Here is a 16,954-nt window from a genome sequence, read left to right as displayed (position 1 = left end):
ATGGTATTCGAAGGCTTTTTAACAGGTGAGGGACTGCGCGTCGCAATCGTCGCGGCACGTTTTAATGAATTGATCACATCAAAATTAGTCGGAGGCGCAAACGACGCATTCCGTCGACACGGTGTGGCAGCGGACGCCGTCGATACGGCGTGGGTACCGGGAGCGTTTGAAATTCCGCTCGTCGCAGAAAAGCTCGCGAAAAGCGGCAACTACGATGCGGTCATCACGCTTGGAGCCGTCATCCGCGGGGCGACGTCGCATTACGATTATGTCTGCAATGAAGTGGCAAAAGGGGTTGCGAGTGCGTCACGTGAGACAGGCGTTCCCATCATTTTTGGTGTCCTGACGACCGATTCGATTGAACAAGCCGTCGAACGTGCGGGGACGAAAGCGGGCAATAAAGGATACGAAGCAGCTGTTTCGGCAATCGAAATGGCAAATCTGTTGCGGACGATCTAAGGATCGGAACGTAAGGCTAGAGACCTGTTTCTGATGGAAGCAGGTCTCTTTTTTTGTCGCCCGCGCAGGACTTTGAATGCTCTATCCCTAATGGAAGGAGAAGGACTTTTTCATGAAGGAGGAAAGGTACATGATCAGTCTTAAAAAATCGTATTATCTGCCGGGGATCTTACTTTTCATTGCGATGTACTACCTGTGGATTATTCTGTTGGAGGACCGGCCGGCGCTTTCGGCTTGGGGAAACAATCTATTCTCCATCATCGGTTGCCTAGCGGCAACAGTTCTCCTGCTCCAGGCGCACCGGACATTCCGTCAACAAGAAGGACGGTTTTTTCTATATTTGGCGTTCGGGACAGGGAGTTATCTGATTGCCGAATTGATTTGGATGTCTTATGAAAATATCCTGCGTGTGGATGTCCCCTTTCCAGGTGCGTCGGATGTTTTTTACATCCTGCAATCGGTTTGCTTTTTAGTCGCTTTTTTACATTTGATTCGCCGGCACGTCACGAAAAACCGGCTGATCAGTTTTATCTTCGATATTGCCATCGTCATGACGGTCGCCGTCACCTACAGCTGGTTTTTCTTGATTCGTCCCTTGTTCGATACACCGTTTGCGTCACGTGGCGAGGTGATTTTGGCGTTTGCCTATCCGATGTGTGACATCGTGCTTCTGTTTTGTATGATCAGCATTTATTACCTGTTTGAGAAAAAAGAGTGGCGCGAACGGATTCGTTTGTTCCAATTCTTGTTTTTAGGACTTTTACTGCAGGTTGTTGCCGACACGATGTTTGTCTATATGACGACTGTCAGCGGGAATGAAGCGGTTCGTTTGATTGATCCGTTATTCATCCTCGGATTATTGATGGTTGGTGTAGCGGGGCATGTCAACAAGTCGGTTAATGCGAACGAGCTGAATGACAGCCAGCAACGGAGTACGGTGCAACTGGGGAAACTGTTTTTGCCGTATCTGCTCGTTATCGTCCTGTTTTCAACGATGGCCCTGTATGCACGGCGCGACGAGGCCTTAAACGGGTTGATGATTGGCTGCGCGATTACGATTCTGTTGATTTTAATCCGACAGATCTTGATGATTTTGAGTAATCACGAATTAATAGAAGAAATTCATCATAAGGCAGACGAACTTGAAGAGAGTGAAGAGCGGTATAAGTCATTGTTTACGTATCATCCGGATGCCGTCTACTCGCTGGATCTGAAAGGGCGCATCAAAAGTGCCAATCCGTCCTTTGAAAAACTGACGGAGCAAAGTGCGGACCAACTGGTCGGCAAATCCTATCAACAGCTGATGGAACAACAAGCAGCGGCTGATGAGGAGATGACGGCGCATCAATTTGAAACGACATTTCGCAAATCGGGCGGGACGGATGTGTTACTGAACGTGACAAACATTCCGATTCGTGTCCGGGACCGGTTTGTCGGTATCTATGGAATCGGTCAGGATATCACACGGGTGCGGGAAAATGAATTGAAAATCCGCCGTCTTGCTTATTACGATCATTTGACCGGAGCGATCAACCGAACGTACTTTGAAGAAGTGCTTCATCATTTGGTGGAAGTGGAACAGGACGATGAAACGATCATCTTGTGCTTCATCGATTTGGATGACTTCAAACTCGTTAATGACTCGTTTGGCCACCACGTCGGAGATCAGTTGTTGATTCAAGTCGCAAGCCGCTTACAGGAGGTGACGGAGCCGGACGATCTTGTTGCGCGTCAAGGCGGGGATGAATTTACGGTCATCTTGCGTCATGTCGCATCGGAAACGGACGGACGGATTCGGACGGCCCGACTGCTCGAACGGTTACGCATGACCTATACGATTGATGAGATTGAACTGATTTCGAATCCAAGTATCGGAGCCGTCGGTTATCAGCGGACAACCGACAAGCCGATCGTGACGTTGTTGAAACAAGCTGATTTAGCGATGTACCAGGCCAAATCAAGCGGCGGGAAATCGATTATCTTCTTTGAAGACATTGCGGAGAAAGCGTCGTACCGATTGCGGCTTGAGTCCGAATTACCGGTTGCGATCGACACCAATCAATTGATTTTGTATTATCAACCGCAAGTCGACACGGTGACGTACCGGATGGTCGGTGTCGAAGGATTGATTCGCTGGAATCATCCGGAACTCGGCATGATTGCTCCGAACGACTTTATTCCGATGGCAGAAGAGGCGGGGATGATCATTCGTCTCGGCGAATGGGTGTTACGCGAAGGATTTTTACAGGCGAAGCAGTGGGAAGATGACGGCTTGACCTTGAAGGTCGGGCTGAACGTCTCGATGCAACAGTTCCACCATCCGACGTTTGTCCTGACACTTGTTCGACTTGTCGAAGAGACACAAGTCAATCCGGCACGAATTGATCTTGAAATCACGGAAGTCTCGGCCGTGGAAGATATTGAGGAGACGGTCGAGACGATGAATCGCCTGAAGGAACTCGGGTTTACGATTTCAATTGACGACTTCGGCACCGGCTACTCGTCCTTATCCCGACTGGCCGATTTTCCGATTGATACTTTGAAGATTCCACGCGAGTTCGTCGAAAAAATCCAACCGGCAACAACCGGCTACTCGATGATTTCTTCGATCATCCACTTGGCGAAATCGCTGGAGCTCGAAGTCATCGCCGAAGGAGTCGAGACGCTGGAACAGGTCAATGTCCTCAATCGTTTGGAGTGTTCACGGATGCAGGGGTATTACTTCGGTCGTCCGATGCCGCACGAACAGATTCCGGCGTTGTATCAAAAATAGGCAATCCCTTCCGTATCATGCGGAAAGGATTGCCTGTTTTTTTGTTCTCACTTGAGTGTTGTTGAGACCGAAATGCCTTTTTCGATGACGTCACGTTTCTTGTTCAGGACGTCACTCGTCAATAATTCAACGGACTCGAGCGGTTGTTCGATGATGAAGCCGAAGTTACCGGTCCGTGTCTCGGACGGTGCGTATGTCGTCGCGAGTGACTCGAGGTAGACATCGTCCTCGATCGTCTTCTCAGTCTTAGCGTCGAGTTTAAAATGGGCAACAGGGTTAAAGGTGACCGGTTCGTCACTTGTATTTGTGATCGTCACACGCGTCTTGACGAGGTCGAAGGATTCGTCATGGGTGAAGCCATGGAAAAAGTCGATCATCCCGTAACTGGGACGGGAATGGAACACCTTCATCTCTTCAATCTTCATCGTGATTGGTCCGATGGTGCGTGTCACATCGGGACGGACAATTTGTTTTAATGTCAGTTCACCTTTATCGTCGGAGACCGATTGGTTGACGGTCGTCAGCTTGCGGTCATCCGGTAATTGCGGGTTCGGGACATACGCGGCAGACTTCTCGATCGATACCGGTGTCTCCTGTTTCGGGACCGATTTTTCTGACGACTTCTCTTGGACGGTGTCTGGCGTAGTGCCGCAACCCGAAAGAATTGTCCCGAGCATCAAGGCAGCAAGTATCTGTTTCATGGAAAGTCTCCTTATTTCTTCGATTTCAACAGATCGAAGATGATTTTGGCATGATCCGTATTATCGACTTGTCCGGCGAATCGTTCCTTTGCAGGACCAAAGGCATAGACCGGAACATCTTCCCCGGTGTGTCCACCTGTCGTCCAGCCTGTATGCGAACGTTTGTTGAAGATGTCTTCGATCGCATTATCAACGTCGAGCACTTTTTTCGACTCTGCGGCACGTGAAACAGACTGGATTTCTTCCTCCGTCAAGGCAAGTCGGTTTTGATCGATGTACGTCGTCAAGGTCTTCCGGACATCTGCGCCTTCAATGATTTTTGCCGCCATGAAGTCCGGCGTCTTTTTCGCTGCTTTAATCGGCTCGGCGAACCAGTTGTAGATGCCGTCTGCTCCGATCGAGTAACCACCGGTCGAATGGTCGGCTGTTGCGACGACGAGCGTGTGTTTATCTTTTTTGGCGAAAGCGATCGCTGCTTTGAAGGCACGTTCGAAGTCTTCCATCTCGCTCATTGCTCCGACGATGTCGTTATCGTGACCCGCCCAGTCGATTTGGCTTCCTTCGACCATCAGGAAGAATCCTTTTTTGTTCGAATCAAGACGTTTGATGGCCGAGTTTGTCATCTGCTCGAGAGACGGGACGGTATTCTCGCGGTCGATTCGTTTTGGCAGTCCGCCGTCCGCAAACAGACCAAGAACCTGCTTGTTCTTATCTGCCTGCATTTGATCAAGATCCGTGACGTAGCTGTAACCGTCTTTCTTAAATGATTTTGTCAAATCGACATCCGGACGGACGAAGTTCGATTTCCCGCCGCCGAGCATGACGTCAATCTTGTGTTTTCCGTTGACACGTTCTTTGAAATAGTCGTCGGCGATGGCGTTCATATTCTTGCGGTTCTCATCATGCGCCCCGAATGAGGCCGGCGTCGCGTGTGTGATTTCGGACGTCGCGACAAGTCCCGTCGATTTGCCGCGTTGCTTTGCCGCTTCAAGGACGGTCTTGACTTCCGACTTATCGTTGTCGACAGCGATTGCCGCGTTATATGTTTTGACACCGGATGACATCGCCGTTGCGGCAGAAGCAGAGTCGGTGACGTTTTGTTCCGGATCTTCCGGATAGGTCATCTGTTGACCGACAAGATATTGATCGAATGCTGTTTTCTCAGCGACAGGTGTAGAAGGATCGTTTTTCAGATAACGGTGGGCAGACGTATAAGAAACACCCATTCCGTCACCAATCAAAAAGATGACGTTACGGATTTCCGGAGATTTAGATGATTTTGTCTTGGCCTCGGCGTTGTCGGTCGAGATCATCGTGCTAAGGGATAATGTCGATAATGCCATAATCGGGATGATTCGTTTCAACTTCATGGATGTTCCTCCTCAAGGAAAATGAATGTCAGTCGCTGCTGGGTAAAACCTACAGATCTAACTGTAGCGCTCGAATGTAAAACGAACATTTTGCTAGTGTAAATTTTCATAAAGAATGGCAGTAATCCTACAAGGTGAAAGACAAGACCTGACGGGAAAGGTGTAAGAACTGGAGAGAAAGGTAATAGCATACTATAGGCAATTGAAACATTTTCCATTAAGGACACGTAAATACAGATAATATGTTTTAAAGGAGGAACGGGAATGAAGAAAACGAGGTTTATGACAGTCGGATTCATGACGGTGGCAATCGGATTGGCAGGATGTAGCCAAACAGGTGAGAACGGTGGAAGTTCCACGGATTCAGGTCAGCTTTCCAATGCAGAACTGTTAAAAAAAGCAACCGCTGCACAGGAGAATATCAAATCGTTTCATATGGACAGTGATATGATGTCAGAAATTGGCGGTATGCCGATCAGTCAAAAGATTTCGGCAGACATCATTCAAAACCCGATGTCGATGTATCAAAAAATGACGATGAAAAATGCAGAAGATGGTACGGATATGGAGACAGAACTTTATCTCGTAAATGACAAAATGTATATGTCACAAGCAGGACAATGGTTAGTACAAGATGCATCCGAACTAGGGGATTTAATGAAAACAATGGAATCCTCTGCATCGACAGAACAAAGTTTAACGTTATTAAAAAAATATAAAGACAACTGGACGATGAAAAAAGAGGGCGATGTGTACCGCATCGATGTCGACCTTGAGGGAGACCAACTGAAAGCATTCATGAAAGATTCGCTTGAACAAACCGGACAACTTGCCCAGATGAAAGATGTCATGGACCAGGTCGATTATAAAAAGATGGAGTACTCGATGACCTATGACGCCAAGACCTATTATCCGCAGACACTCGATATGGAAATGGCATTTGAGATCGAGGAAGGAACAGAATTCACGATGGAAAATGCATCAACCTTCTCGAAATTCAATGAGATCAAGTCAATCGAGCTGCCGGAAGAAGCGAAAGACGCGCAAGAATTACCAAGCGCCACTCAATAAGATGCAGCTGAAACATCATAAAAGCAAACCGATTTCCGGTGATTGGTCCGGGAACCGGTTTGCTTGTTTAGTGTCTGTTAAATTTTAAATTGACGTAACACAGTCTGGAGAGATTCGGCCTGCTGTTGACTTGCCGTCGTCTGTTCCCGGACATCCCGGAAGGCTTGAACCGAATGATTCATCTGTTCGGACATCGACTGCGTGCCTTGGGCCCCATCGTTGACGGTGACTGCGACATCATGAATGACACCGAGCATGTTCGTCGTCAGCTCCTGTAACTGTCCGGCTTGTTCGGCAAAATGATCTGCCGCGTTCCCGAACACATGCGCATCGGTCCGGTATTGTTCGGATGCTTGTTCAAATAAGTCATAGTCATGAACAACTTTCGTATCGATGAAATGGAGCATTTCGCCGGATGCTGTATTGAGGTGCTCGACAGATTCGATGACGGATAACGACACGTCTTGAATCTGTTCGACGGTGGCACGACTGCTTTCGGCGAGCTTCCGGATTTCTTCCGCGACGACCGCAAATCCCCGTCCGACTTCCCCGGCGCGTGCCGCTTCAATCGAAGCGTTCAGTGATAATAAGTTCGTTTGTGCGGCAATCGAGAGGATCGCGTCGGAGAGGACGGAGATTTCTTTGACGGCTTTTGCCCGGACCATCGCATCCTCCAGTTTCGTTTTTGTCTCGGACAAGATGAGCGTCGCGTTAGATTTGGCTTCTGTCGCGACGACCTGAAGTGACTGTGCGCGTCGGTCGACGTCTTTTGCCAGCCGCCCGTTTTCACCGGCACTTGCGACGATTCCGTGGATGGTTGACTCCATGTCGACCGCGGATGAGTTCATTTCTTCTGCTGAAGCGGCCGTTTCCTCCATTCCGGCAGACAGATTTTCAATCGTATGTGAGGTCGAATGCATATCTTGATCCAACTCCCCGATACGTGCTGCGACATGCTGAGAGGTAGAAACGACATGGGTCGCTGTTCCATTCACTTGCTGGATGATTTGCCGCAGATTTCGGATAAACTGATTCATCGAGTCTGCGATGTGTCCGATTTCATCATGACGCGTCACTTGAAGCTGTGCCGTTAAATCGCCGCCCTGTGTCGCCAGTTCATGTGTCTTATCCTGTAACTGTTGCAAGGGGATGAAAATCGAGCGCAAAATGAAAAATGTAAAGACAACTCCGAGCACACTGATCAGACCAATGATGGAAAACAACAGGATATGTGCGCGGTTCGTCGCATCGGTAATACTGTTTCCGGCCTCTTGTGCCTGTTTGTTATTATAAGAAACGATTTTTTTTAAGCTGTCGGATACGGCAAAGTAGGAATCCCGGCTCGCACCTTCATAATAGGTGACAGCTTCTTGTTTCGTCTCCGGTGTGCTGAGTTCAACTAGCCGATCCGTCGTCTGTTCAAAGGTCGTCCATTTTTTCTGAAGATCATCAAACAGTCGGCGGTCTGATTCGCCATAAATCGTTTTTTCATAAGCCGTTAGATTTTTTTCGACGGTCGCAAGACCGTCTTGTAATCGTTTGTCATAATCAGCTTTGATCGTCGGGTCATCCTCTTGGATGTGTAACAGTTCGACACGCCGTAAATCGGATAATGCCGTATTCGTCTCGTGTGACAAGTTTAGCCCGGGAATCCAAGACGTGGTGATTTCCTGACTTTTTTGATCGGCATCGTTGAGTGCAAGTGCCCCAAATAAACCGACCGCGATCAGGCTGAGCAAAAGAATGGAGGACAATAAGACTAACTTCGTTTTAATCTTCATCATGCACGCTCCTTTTTGCGAAATGAACAACAATCCAACTACCTGTAATATAACAAGCGGACTCAAAAATTCACTTATATTTGAAAATTATAAGTTAGGTAATTATCTGCACGTGAAATTAAGTGTTGACAATAATCTGTAAATTCTGAAAAAATAGAAAAGTACATACCGAATTGGAGGAGGGGAATAGAATGGGAACATCGTTTAGTGATTGGATCAGCACGGTGTCAGACTTCGTTTGGGGACCACCGTTGCTTGTCTTTTTGGTCGGTACGGGGATTTACTTGACGATACGATTGGGATTCATTCAGATTACCAAGCTTCCATATGCGTTAAAACTCGCGTTTACGAAACATCAGGATGATACATCCGAAGGGGACATCAGTCACTTTCAAGCGTTGATGACAGCGCTCGCCGCAACGGTCGGTACGGGGAATATCGTCGGGGTGGCGACGGCAGTCGTGCTCGGGGGACCGGGAGCAATCGTCTGGATGTGGTTGTCCGGATTATTCGGAATGGCGACGAAGTATGCCGAGGCGATTCTTGCCGTCAAGTACCGGGTCGTTGATGAGAAGGGGCAGATGGCCGGGGGGCCGATGTACTATCTCGAACGGGGATTAAAACAAAAATGGTTAGGAGTGTTGTTTGCGGCATTTGCGTCACTCGCTGCCTTTGGGATCGGAAACGGTGTTCAAACGAACTCGGTTGCCCTTGCGATGAAGTCGACTTTTGACGTTCCGCTGTACGTAACAGGTATCGTCTTGATGGTCGCGACCGGAATCGTTATCATCGGTGGGGTCAAATCCATCGGGAAAGTCGTCAGCTACTTCGTTCCGTTCATGATTTTCTTTTATGTCGGCAGCGGTCTCGTGATTCTCGTCATGAACTATGACTTGATTCCGGGTGCAATCGCAACAATCTTCAGCAGTACGTTCTCGAATGAAGCCATCACAGGTGGTGCGATTGGGGCAGCGATCCGTTATGGTGTCGCGCGTGGGGTCTTTTCAAATGAAGCAGGACTGGGGTCAGCACCGATTGCTGCTGCTGCGGCGAAAACGGATTTCCCAGGTCGGCAGGCTCTCGTCTCGATGACCCAAGTCTTTCTCGATACACTCGTCGTCTGTTCGATCACCGGATTGACACTCGTCATGGGAGGTCAACTGGATACGAAATTAGAAGGTGTCGAATTGACGACGGCAAGTTTTGAAGTCTTTCTTGGACCGGCCGGAAAATACATCGTGACGATTGGTCTCGTCATGTTTGCCTTCTCGACGGTCCTCGGTTGGTCGTATTACGGAGAAAAATCGATCTATTATCTGTTTGGTCAAAAATCAATCCTGCCGTACCGGATTCTGTTTGTCCTTGTCGCCGGTCTCGGGGCGATGACGACGAACTTGAACATGGTCTGGGCAATCTCGGATGTCTTCAACGGACTGATGGCCATCCCGAACCTGATCGGATTGATTGGATTGTCCGGTGTCGTCATTGCTGAAACCCGGCTGTTCCGGGAACAGCTGAAACGGGAGGAAGCGAATCGAAAAATTTCATAGAGGGATACAACCCCCGCACTCTCGTTTGAGAACGCGGGGGTTGTTTGTGTTAAATCGATTGGTATAACATGACGGATTCATAGGGACGGAGTGTCACGAGACCGTCTTTTATCTGCAACTCCGGATAATTTTGAAGCAAGACCTCATGTTCGAACCACTCGTTTGGTAACGTGAACGAACACGTTGTTCCGTAAAAATTCGACAAGACAAGTAACTGTTCGTCGTCCGTTGTTCGTTCGTACGCCCAAAGCGATGGATCGTCCGGTGTCAGGAGACGATACCGGCCGTTCGTCAAAACATCATACTGTTTCCGCAACTGAATCAATTTCTGATAATGATAAAACACGGAATCGGAATCAGCGAGTGCCGCTTCGACATTGATCGTCGTATGGTTTGAAGCGACCGGAATCCAAGGAGTTTCCGTTGAAAAACCGCCATGCATCGAAGCATCCCATTGCATCGGTGTCCGCGCATTATCGCGTGACTTTTGCCGGATTGCAGCAAGAATCTGTTCGTCGTCGGCACCTTGCATCTTCTTTTCTTCATAGACGTTCAGAGTCTCGACATCCCGGTAATCGGTCATGTTGGTGAAGTCGGGATTCGGTGTCCCGATTTCTTCACCTTGATAAATGTACGGCGTGCCTTGAAGACCGTGTAACGTCGTCGCAAGCATTTTGGCACTTTCGACCCGATAGACCGTATCGTCTCCGAACCGGCTGACGACACGGGGTTGGTCGTGGTTGCACCAGAAGATGGCGTTCCAGGCATTGCCCTGCATCCCAACCTGCCAGTCCGACAGAATTCGTTTCAGCTCCAGGAAGTCGAACGGAGCAGCCGTCCATTTTTTTCCGTCCGGATAATCGACTTTCAGATGATGGAAATTAAACGTCATCTTAAGTTCCTGTTCGTTCGTGTTCGAGTAACGCAGGCAATGATCGAGTGTCGTCGACGACATTTCGCCGACCGTCATCAAATCATGACCGTCAAACACACGTTGATTCATTTCCTGAAGGTAATCATGGACACGCGGTCCGTCCGTATAAAAGATGCGCCCGTCTCCCGTCGGATCATTTGGGAAAGACCGATCCTTGGAAATCAAATTGATGACGTCGAGACGGAAGCCGCGAACTCCTTTATCGCGCCAGAAGCCCATCATTTGATAGACCGCTTCCCGGAGCGCCGGGTTTTCCCAGTTGAGGTCGGCTTGCGTCTCATCGAACAAATGCAGATAGTACTTTCCGGCCACCTCGTCAAATGACCAGGCGGAGCCTCCGAATTTCGATACCCAATCCGTCGGTTCATCCCGCCAGATGAAATAGTCGTGATACGGACTTTCCGGATGCCGGCCCTGCTTAAACCAGTCATGGTCGGTCGAACAATGGTTAACGACGATATCCATCATGACGGAGAGTTGGCGTTTGTCGGCTTCGGCAAGTAACTCCTCGAAATCAGCCATCGTCCCGTAAGACGGATCAATCGCATAGTAGTCGCTGACGTCATAGCCGTTGTCGCGTTGCGGGGATGCATAGACCGGTGTCAGCCAAAGATAGTCGACGCCAAGTTTCGCCAAGTAATCCAGTTTCGCCGTCACACCGCGGAGCGTACCTGTCGCCGTGCCTTCCGGGCTGTAAAAGCTTTTCGGATAAATCTGATAGACGGCGGATTTTCGCCAGTCGGTTGTCGTAAGAGTCATGTCAGGTCACACCTTTCTAAACAGTTACGCAGCTTCTTTAAGTGCTGCTTTTCGTGCACGTTTCGTCGAGACGTAATGGAACAGGAACGTACAGACGATTGGAACGATGATGGCAATCACCATACCGATGATGAAGGAAAGAATGGATCCCGGCACGATCGAGATGAAGGCCGGCAAACCACCGACACCGATCGCCGGTGCTAAGACACCACTGACCGCGATGAACGAGGAAGCAATCGCGGATCCGACAAGTGCCGCATAAAACGGATACTTGAACCGGAGATTGACCCCGAACATGGCCGGTTCCGTAATCCCGAAGTAAGCCGAGATGGCAGAAGTCGATGCCATATTTTTATCGTTGACGTTTTTCGCAAGGAACAGCATCGCAAGCGTCGCCGAACCTTGAGCGATATTCGAGATGGCAATCATCGGCCAGATGAACGTCGTCCCGCTTTGACCAATCAGCTGCAAATCGACGGCGATGAACATATGATGCATACCGGTGATGACGAGTGGGGCATACAAGGCACCAAACAAGAGAGCCCCAAGCAATGGAACAGCTTCAAATGTATTAACGACGCCGATCGTAATCCAGTCCCCGATTTGGCGCGTGACAGGACCGATGACGGCAAGGGCAAGAAACCCTGTTAACGTAATCGTCGTAATCGGAACGACAAGGAGTTGAATCGCATTTGGAACCCGGTTTTTCAACCAGCGTTCAATCGTACTCAAGACGTAAGCGGCTGCGAGGACGGGTAAAATCTGTCCTTGATAGCCGACTTTTTCGATTTCGAATAAGCCGAGGATGTTAAATGTCGGAATGTCGCCTTTGAGGGCACTTTGTCCATAATTCCAAGCATTGAGAAGATCCGGATGGACGAGCATCAGTCCCATGACAATCCCTAAGATTTCACTGCCGCCAAACCGCTTCGTGGCCGACCAGCCGACGAGTGCCGGGAGGAAGACGAAGGCGGTATTCGCCATCATGTTGATTAAATCCCAGAGACCTTGCAAATTCGGATACCGTTCGATCATCGTCTTGCCGCCGAACTCGATGCCGAACAAATTGTTGATCCCCATTAAGAGTCCGGCAACGATGATGGCCGGGATGATGGGCATGAAAACATCGGAAAAGACTTTAATCAGTTTTTGGAACGGATTCATTTTGGATGCACCGGACGATTTGACGTCGGCGATTGTCGTCGCCTGCAAGCCGGTCAATTGGATGAACTCGGCATAAACCCGGTCGACGTCCCCGGCTCCGATGACGATTTGATAAACGCCGGCATTCAAGAAGGCTCCTTTGACGAGTGGCACTTCGAGTAAAGCTTCTTGCTCGACGAGGCTTTGATCTTTCAGTGTTAAACGAAGGCGGGTGACACAATGAGCGGCCTGCTCGACATTGTCTTTACCGCCGATGCGTTCGATGATTTGTTCTGCAATTTGCCGGTAGTTGGGTTTCATCTCACATTCTCCTTTTGGATTGAACTGAAGACATCAATTGAAATGAAAACGTTTTCTTATCTGCGCACACTCATCTTAACTTATCTATATAAGTTAAGTCAACAACTTATCTATATAAGTTGAATTATAAAAAAAGGGGCTGACTCAAAAAGAGATGGAGCTGACTCAAAAAAGAATCACTCGTCTTTTCACGTCCTTTCCTCAGGCGAGACACAAGCCCGCTTTCCTGCCTCATTCAGGCAGGAAAGCGGGTCTTGTTTGTCTCTGACAGCGCAAAAATACGCTTCCTGTAGGAGTTGCGTGTAACGAGTAATTCTTTTTTTACGAGATGAGGGTGGCAGATTATCATTCTGCCACCCTCATCTCTGTAGAAATTGACTCTTGAGTCAGCTCCGTTTTTTGGATCGATTACATGCTTGAACGCTTACGAAGATTGTAACGCCTGAAAAACAAAGTGTGACTGCTTCAAATCCAGATACCGGCACTCATACTCCATCCATCCGTTATCGAGTTCAACCGTTTGAATCGGTCGAATCGCGATGGATTGTTGATCGAGGACAAGTAAAAGCTCAATTCCCTCATGAACGGGAAGGTGTAACGTCGAGTAAAAGGAGACACTTTCCATCGTGCCTTTCGAAACAAGAATCTCCGTTTGACCGACTTTAAGTTCCTGACTGTTTAAACGGTGAATTGTGATAGTCGCAGCAACGGTCCGATGATTTGTGACCGTCGTCATTGCTTCCAGTGCCCGAACTTGTCGTTCCTGCATCGTTCGTTCAAACTGTGCTTTTGGTAACGGTTTACTAAACAGATAACCTTGAATCGTCGGACATTGTAGTTGTCGCAGGAAGTGGAGTTGTTCCATCGTCTCGACGCCTTCCGCGACGACATCCATGCCAAATTCATTGGCCATGAACAAGACACTGCGGACGACGGACTGGGTTTTCTTATCCTGGACGAGCGTCGTTGCGAACTGACGATCAATTTTAATGGTATCGATCGGATACTGTTGTAAATAAGAAATCGATGAGTAGCCTTTTCCGAAATCATCTAAAGCGATTTTAATGCCCATCTGGCTCAATGTCTGAAGCGATTGTTGAATCTTACTGTTATCAAACAGAACATCCGTCTCGAGAATCTCGATTTCAAGCATGCTCGGAGAAACACCGAATCGGTTGAGCGTCTCCCGGCACGTCTCTGCAAAGTTCCCGTGGATCAATCGTTTTGGTGATACGTTGATGGAGATCGGAACAATCGGCAGTTCGGCTAAAGTCCATTGGTTGATGTTCCGACACGTCTCTTCGAGCACCCAGTCGGCAATCAAGATATGCATATCACTTTCTTCTGATAGCGGGATGAAGTCGTTGGGGGGAATCCGCCCCCAATCCGGATGCTGCCAACGGATTAACGCTTCCGCTCCGACCATCGTTCCCGACCAGGCGTTGACCTTTGGTTGATACTCAAGGAATAACTCATTTCGTCGAATCGCCGTTCGAATACTTTTCTGAAGCTGATGGCGTCGGTAAGTCTCGACATTAAAAGTCGACGAGTAGACGCTGTAGTCGTTCGCGCGGGCACGTCCCAGTGCGATACTGGAAGCTTTGACGAGCTCTTCCGGCGAATCTGCATCCTCTGGAAAACGACTGACTCCGATACCGATGGATGGATACCATTCATAGGAATCGACGACAATTTTTTGTTTGGATACCTCAAGCAGTTGTTCACAGATTTTGTTGATTGAATATTCTTCAACAACGTTTGGAAACAAGACGATGTATTCATCTCCATAAAGATGACCGAAGTAGGAGGCGGGTGGCAGATGATGTAAAAGCTGAGTCGCTGTTTTCGACAACCACTTATCTCCGATTGAATAGCCAAAATCATGATTGATGTTTTGAAGTGTATTGTAGCTGATGGTCAAGATACTGAAAGTCGGATATGTCGCAATCCATTGCCCGATTTTTTCAAGAACAAGAGTCCGGTTCGGTAATCCGGTGACTCGATCGTGCATCGCAAGCTGAAAAATTTTTTCTTCCTGTTGTTTCAACTGCGTGATGTCTTGAATGACGCTTTGATAAAACAACACGTCACCACCCGGTCCCGTGATGGGAGTTCGGTTTTCAAGGACCCAGTGTACGGTATCTTGATGACGGATCCGGTAAGAAACTTCGGTTTCGTGATGGGCAAGGACACGTTGGTAACTCGACTCTACTTTATGATGATCTTCCGCAAGAATCAGATGTTCGATCCATCCGCCTTGAATCTCTTTATAACGATGTAACAATCCGTCAAATACCGTTTCGAATCCACGCGTATGAAAATCAATTTTTTCCTGTTGGATATCGTAACGGTAAATTGCACTTTTCGATACGTGTTGGAACGACAGAAAAGGTGATTCTTCAGCAGAGACCGGTCCTTTGTATTCAGATAAGTTATAGAGCGCACACGTCAGTTCCATCACGTGTTGTTCGCTCTGACGGAAGGCACACCGGCAAAACACATCTTGATAACCATTTTGTGGATGAAGAACACGGATTTTAATATCGAGTGAAGACAAAAGACGATTGGTTTTCAACAGATCGATGTACTCTTGAAATTCATGTTGATCAGCGGGATGAATACGTTCAAAAATATCCTGCTTGGACAGAGTGCGTGTATTAACGGGACTGAGACCGAGCAATTCAGAAAATGATGGTGATGAACGTAACAAATAACCATGCTCATTAAAGGCGGCGAGCGAGATTCCGGGCAGTGTTTCTACTAACTGATGGTCAAATTGAATCGAGTCCATCTGTTGTTTCATCAACTGGATCGTCGTCAAATCGCGGACAATACCATAGGCACCAACAATACGTTCCTGCTTAAAAATCGGGATATTGACAATCTTCATCTCGAGATAATGCCCCTTCGAATGCCGAACACGCACTGCATACGTTTCACTGTTTCCTTGCATGACCTGTTGGAAATGAAACAGCGCCTGGTCTTGATCGTCCGGATGTACAAAGTGTTTGAAGTGGTTCATTAAATCGTGTCTCGTATACCCGAGCAAGCGGGACGTTTTATCGTTCAGACGTGTGACACGTCCTAATAAGTCGAGTGTAAAAATCGCATCCGGATGATTTTCCATGAAATGCTCGTCAATGACGGAGACATCCTGACCACGATTAAGCAATGCCTGTAGTCCTCTCTTCAATGGCAACGGCAAAACCTCCAGTAAAAAAATATGAAAGACAACCTAAAATTTGGTTCATATTTTTATAATATAACATTCAAATGGAAGAATGAACGTTTCTGGAGAAAAAACAAAAAAAGGACTCTATCAAATGATAGAATCCTTAACGCCGGGCAATATCCGTGAATTGAAACTTATCGAGTCGATGACGGGACTCGGTCCGTTCAAAATGTTGTCCTTCGTAGTAATACGTATCGTTCGTGATGACGATGACGTGTGACGTGCCCTCTAAATCGAGGTATTTCCGGTCTTCTTCGGTCGCTGGTTGCGCTTCGATTTTTCGTTTGGCGTAACTGATCTGTCGGCCAAGCGTCTGTTCGATGTATTGATAAATCGATTCCGTAGCAATCTCTTTTGTCAGACCGGGGACGAGTGCACTTACGAACAGGTTGATGTCGAAGATGACCCGTTCCCCGTCAATCGTCCGGACCCGTTTGACCTGTGTAATCGGGGTCCCGGGCGTGACATGAAACAAGTGCGCCAGTTCAGTCGTCGCCTCGATGACTTCACAGGAAAGGACATCTGTCGTCACGTCATGCTGTCCCATCTGACGGTGGGCTTCGGAAAAACTGACGATGCCGTTGAACTGAAAGGCAATCGCGTCTTGACTGAGAACAAACACTCCTTTGCCCTGGTGCTTGCGGACAAATCCTTTGTCCTGCAAGGCATCGATCGCTTTACGGACTGTTCCGCGACTCGCGTCGAATTCGTGCATCAACTCGGTCTCAGAAGGGAGTTTCGTTTCTGCCGGCAACGTCCCGTCCTGAATCCGATCGACCAATTGTTGATAAATCTGAAGATATTTTGGCATCATGCATTCCGTCCTTTGTTCCAAGGTTTGCGACTAGTGTAGCACGGAA

Annotated in this window: 11 protein-coding genes; 4 read left to right on the top strand and 7 right to left on the bottom strand. The window is 48.2% G+C overall.

Translation table 11 applies throughout. The features are described from left to right. A complete protein-coding gene (gene ribH, locus D3D03_RS14590) occupies positions 1-459 on the top strand; it encodes a 6,7-dimethyl-8-ribityllumazine synthase (RefSeq protein ID WP_026831897.1) in 459 nt (152 codons plus the stop codon). Positions 460-589: 130 nt separating this feature from the next. Beyond that, positions 590-3,232, top strand: coding sequence for a putative bifunctional diguanylate cyclase/phosphodiesterase (locus D3D03_RS14585; RefSeq protein WP_119923990.1), 2,643 nt, complete (start codon positions 590-592; stop codon positions 3,230-3,232). A 47-nt stretch (positions 3,233-3,279) separates the two neighbouring features. Here D3D03_RS14585 and D3D03_RS14580 read toward each other — a convergent pair whose 3' ends face one another. Further along, on the bottom strand, positions 3,280-3,933 hold the full coding sequence (locus D3D03_RS14580) for a DUF4352 domain-containing protein (protein ID WP_119923989.1): 654 nt from the start codon (positions 3,931-3,933) through the stop codon (positions 3,280-3,282). Between the two features lie 11 nt (positions 3,934-3,944). Further along, positions 3,945-5,303 (bottom strand): alkaline phosphatase, encoded by a 1,359-nt coding sequence (locus D3D03_RS14575; protein WP_026831900.1) that lies wholly within the window; start codon positions 5,301-5,303, stop codon positions 3,945-3,947. A gap of 264 nt (positions 5,304-5,567) precedes the next feature. Here D3D03_RS14575 and D3D03_RS14570 point away from each other — a divergent pair, with 264 nt between their 5' ends. Beyond that, entirely contained in the window at positions 5,568-6,374 is an 807-nt protein-coding gene (locus D3D03_RS14570) for a DUF6612 family protein (protein WP_026831901.1), read from the top strand. Between the two features lie 77 nt (positions 6,375-6,451). Here the strand turns inward: D3D03_RS14570 and D3D03_RS14565 are convergent, their stop codons facing one another. Then, a complete protein-coding gene (locus tag D3D03_RS14565) occupies positions 6,452-8,155 on the bottom strand; it encodes a methyl-accepting chemotaxis protein (protein ID WP_158583706.1) in 1,704 nt (567 codons plus the stop codon). 191 nt (positions 8,156-8,346) lie between these two features. Here D3D03_RS14565 and D3D03_RS14560 point away from each other — a divergent pair, with 191 nt between their 5' ends. Continuing rightward, positions 8,347-9,705, top strand: coding sequence for an alanine/glycine:cation symporter family protein (locus D3D03_RS14560; RefSeq protein WP_119923987.1), 1,359 nt, complete (start codon positions 8,347-8,349; stop codon positions 9,703-9,705). A gap of 49 nt (positions 9,706-9,754) precedes the next feature. Here the strand turns inward: D3D03_RS14560 and treC are convergent, their stop codons facing one another. The 4 genes from treC to treR all read right to left on the bottom strand — a co-directional run bounded on the left by treC (position 9,755) and on the right by treR (position 16,908). Beyond that, positions 9,755-11,398 (bottom strand): alpha,alpha-phosphotrehalase, encoded by a 1,644-nt coding sequence (gene treC / locus D3D03_RS14555; RefSeq protein WP_119923986.1) that lies wholly within the window; start codon positions 11,396-11,398, stop codon positions 9,755-9,757. A 24-nt stretch (positions 11,399-11,422) separates the two neighbouring features. Then, positions 11,423-12,862, bottom strand: a complete 1,440-nt coding sequence (treP, locus tag D3D03_RS14550) for a PTS system trehalose-specific EIIBC component (protein WP_012371570.1) — start codon at positions 12,860-12,862, stop codon at positions 11,423-11,425. Positions 12,863-13,286: 424 nt separating this feature from the next. Then, positions 13,287-16,061: an EAL domain-containing protein gene (locus D3D03_RS14545; RefSeq protein ID WP_119923985.1), complete on the bottom strand. Its 2,775-nt coding sequence runs from the start codon at positions 16,059-16,061 to the stop codon at positions 13,287-13,289. A 136-nt stretch (positions 16,062-16,197) separates the two neighbouring features. Further along, positions 16,198-16,908, bottom strand: coding sequence for a trehalose operon repressor (treR, locus tag D3D03_RS14540; protein WP_119923984.1), 711 nt, complete (start codon positions 16,906-16,908; stop codon positions 16,198-16,200). Positions 16,909-16,954: the final 46 nt, after the last annotated feature.

The sequence above is a fragment of the Exiguobacterium sp. RIT452 genome (assembly GCF_003598705.1).
Lineage (GTDB): Bacteria > Bacillota > Bacilli > Exiguobacteriales > Exiguobacteriaceae > Exiguobacterium_A > Exiguobacterium_A undae.
Note: the sequence above shows the minus strand (reverse complement) of the source record. Positions and strands in the feature narration are given on the sequence as shown.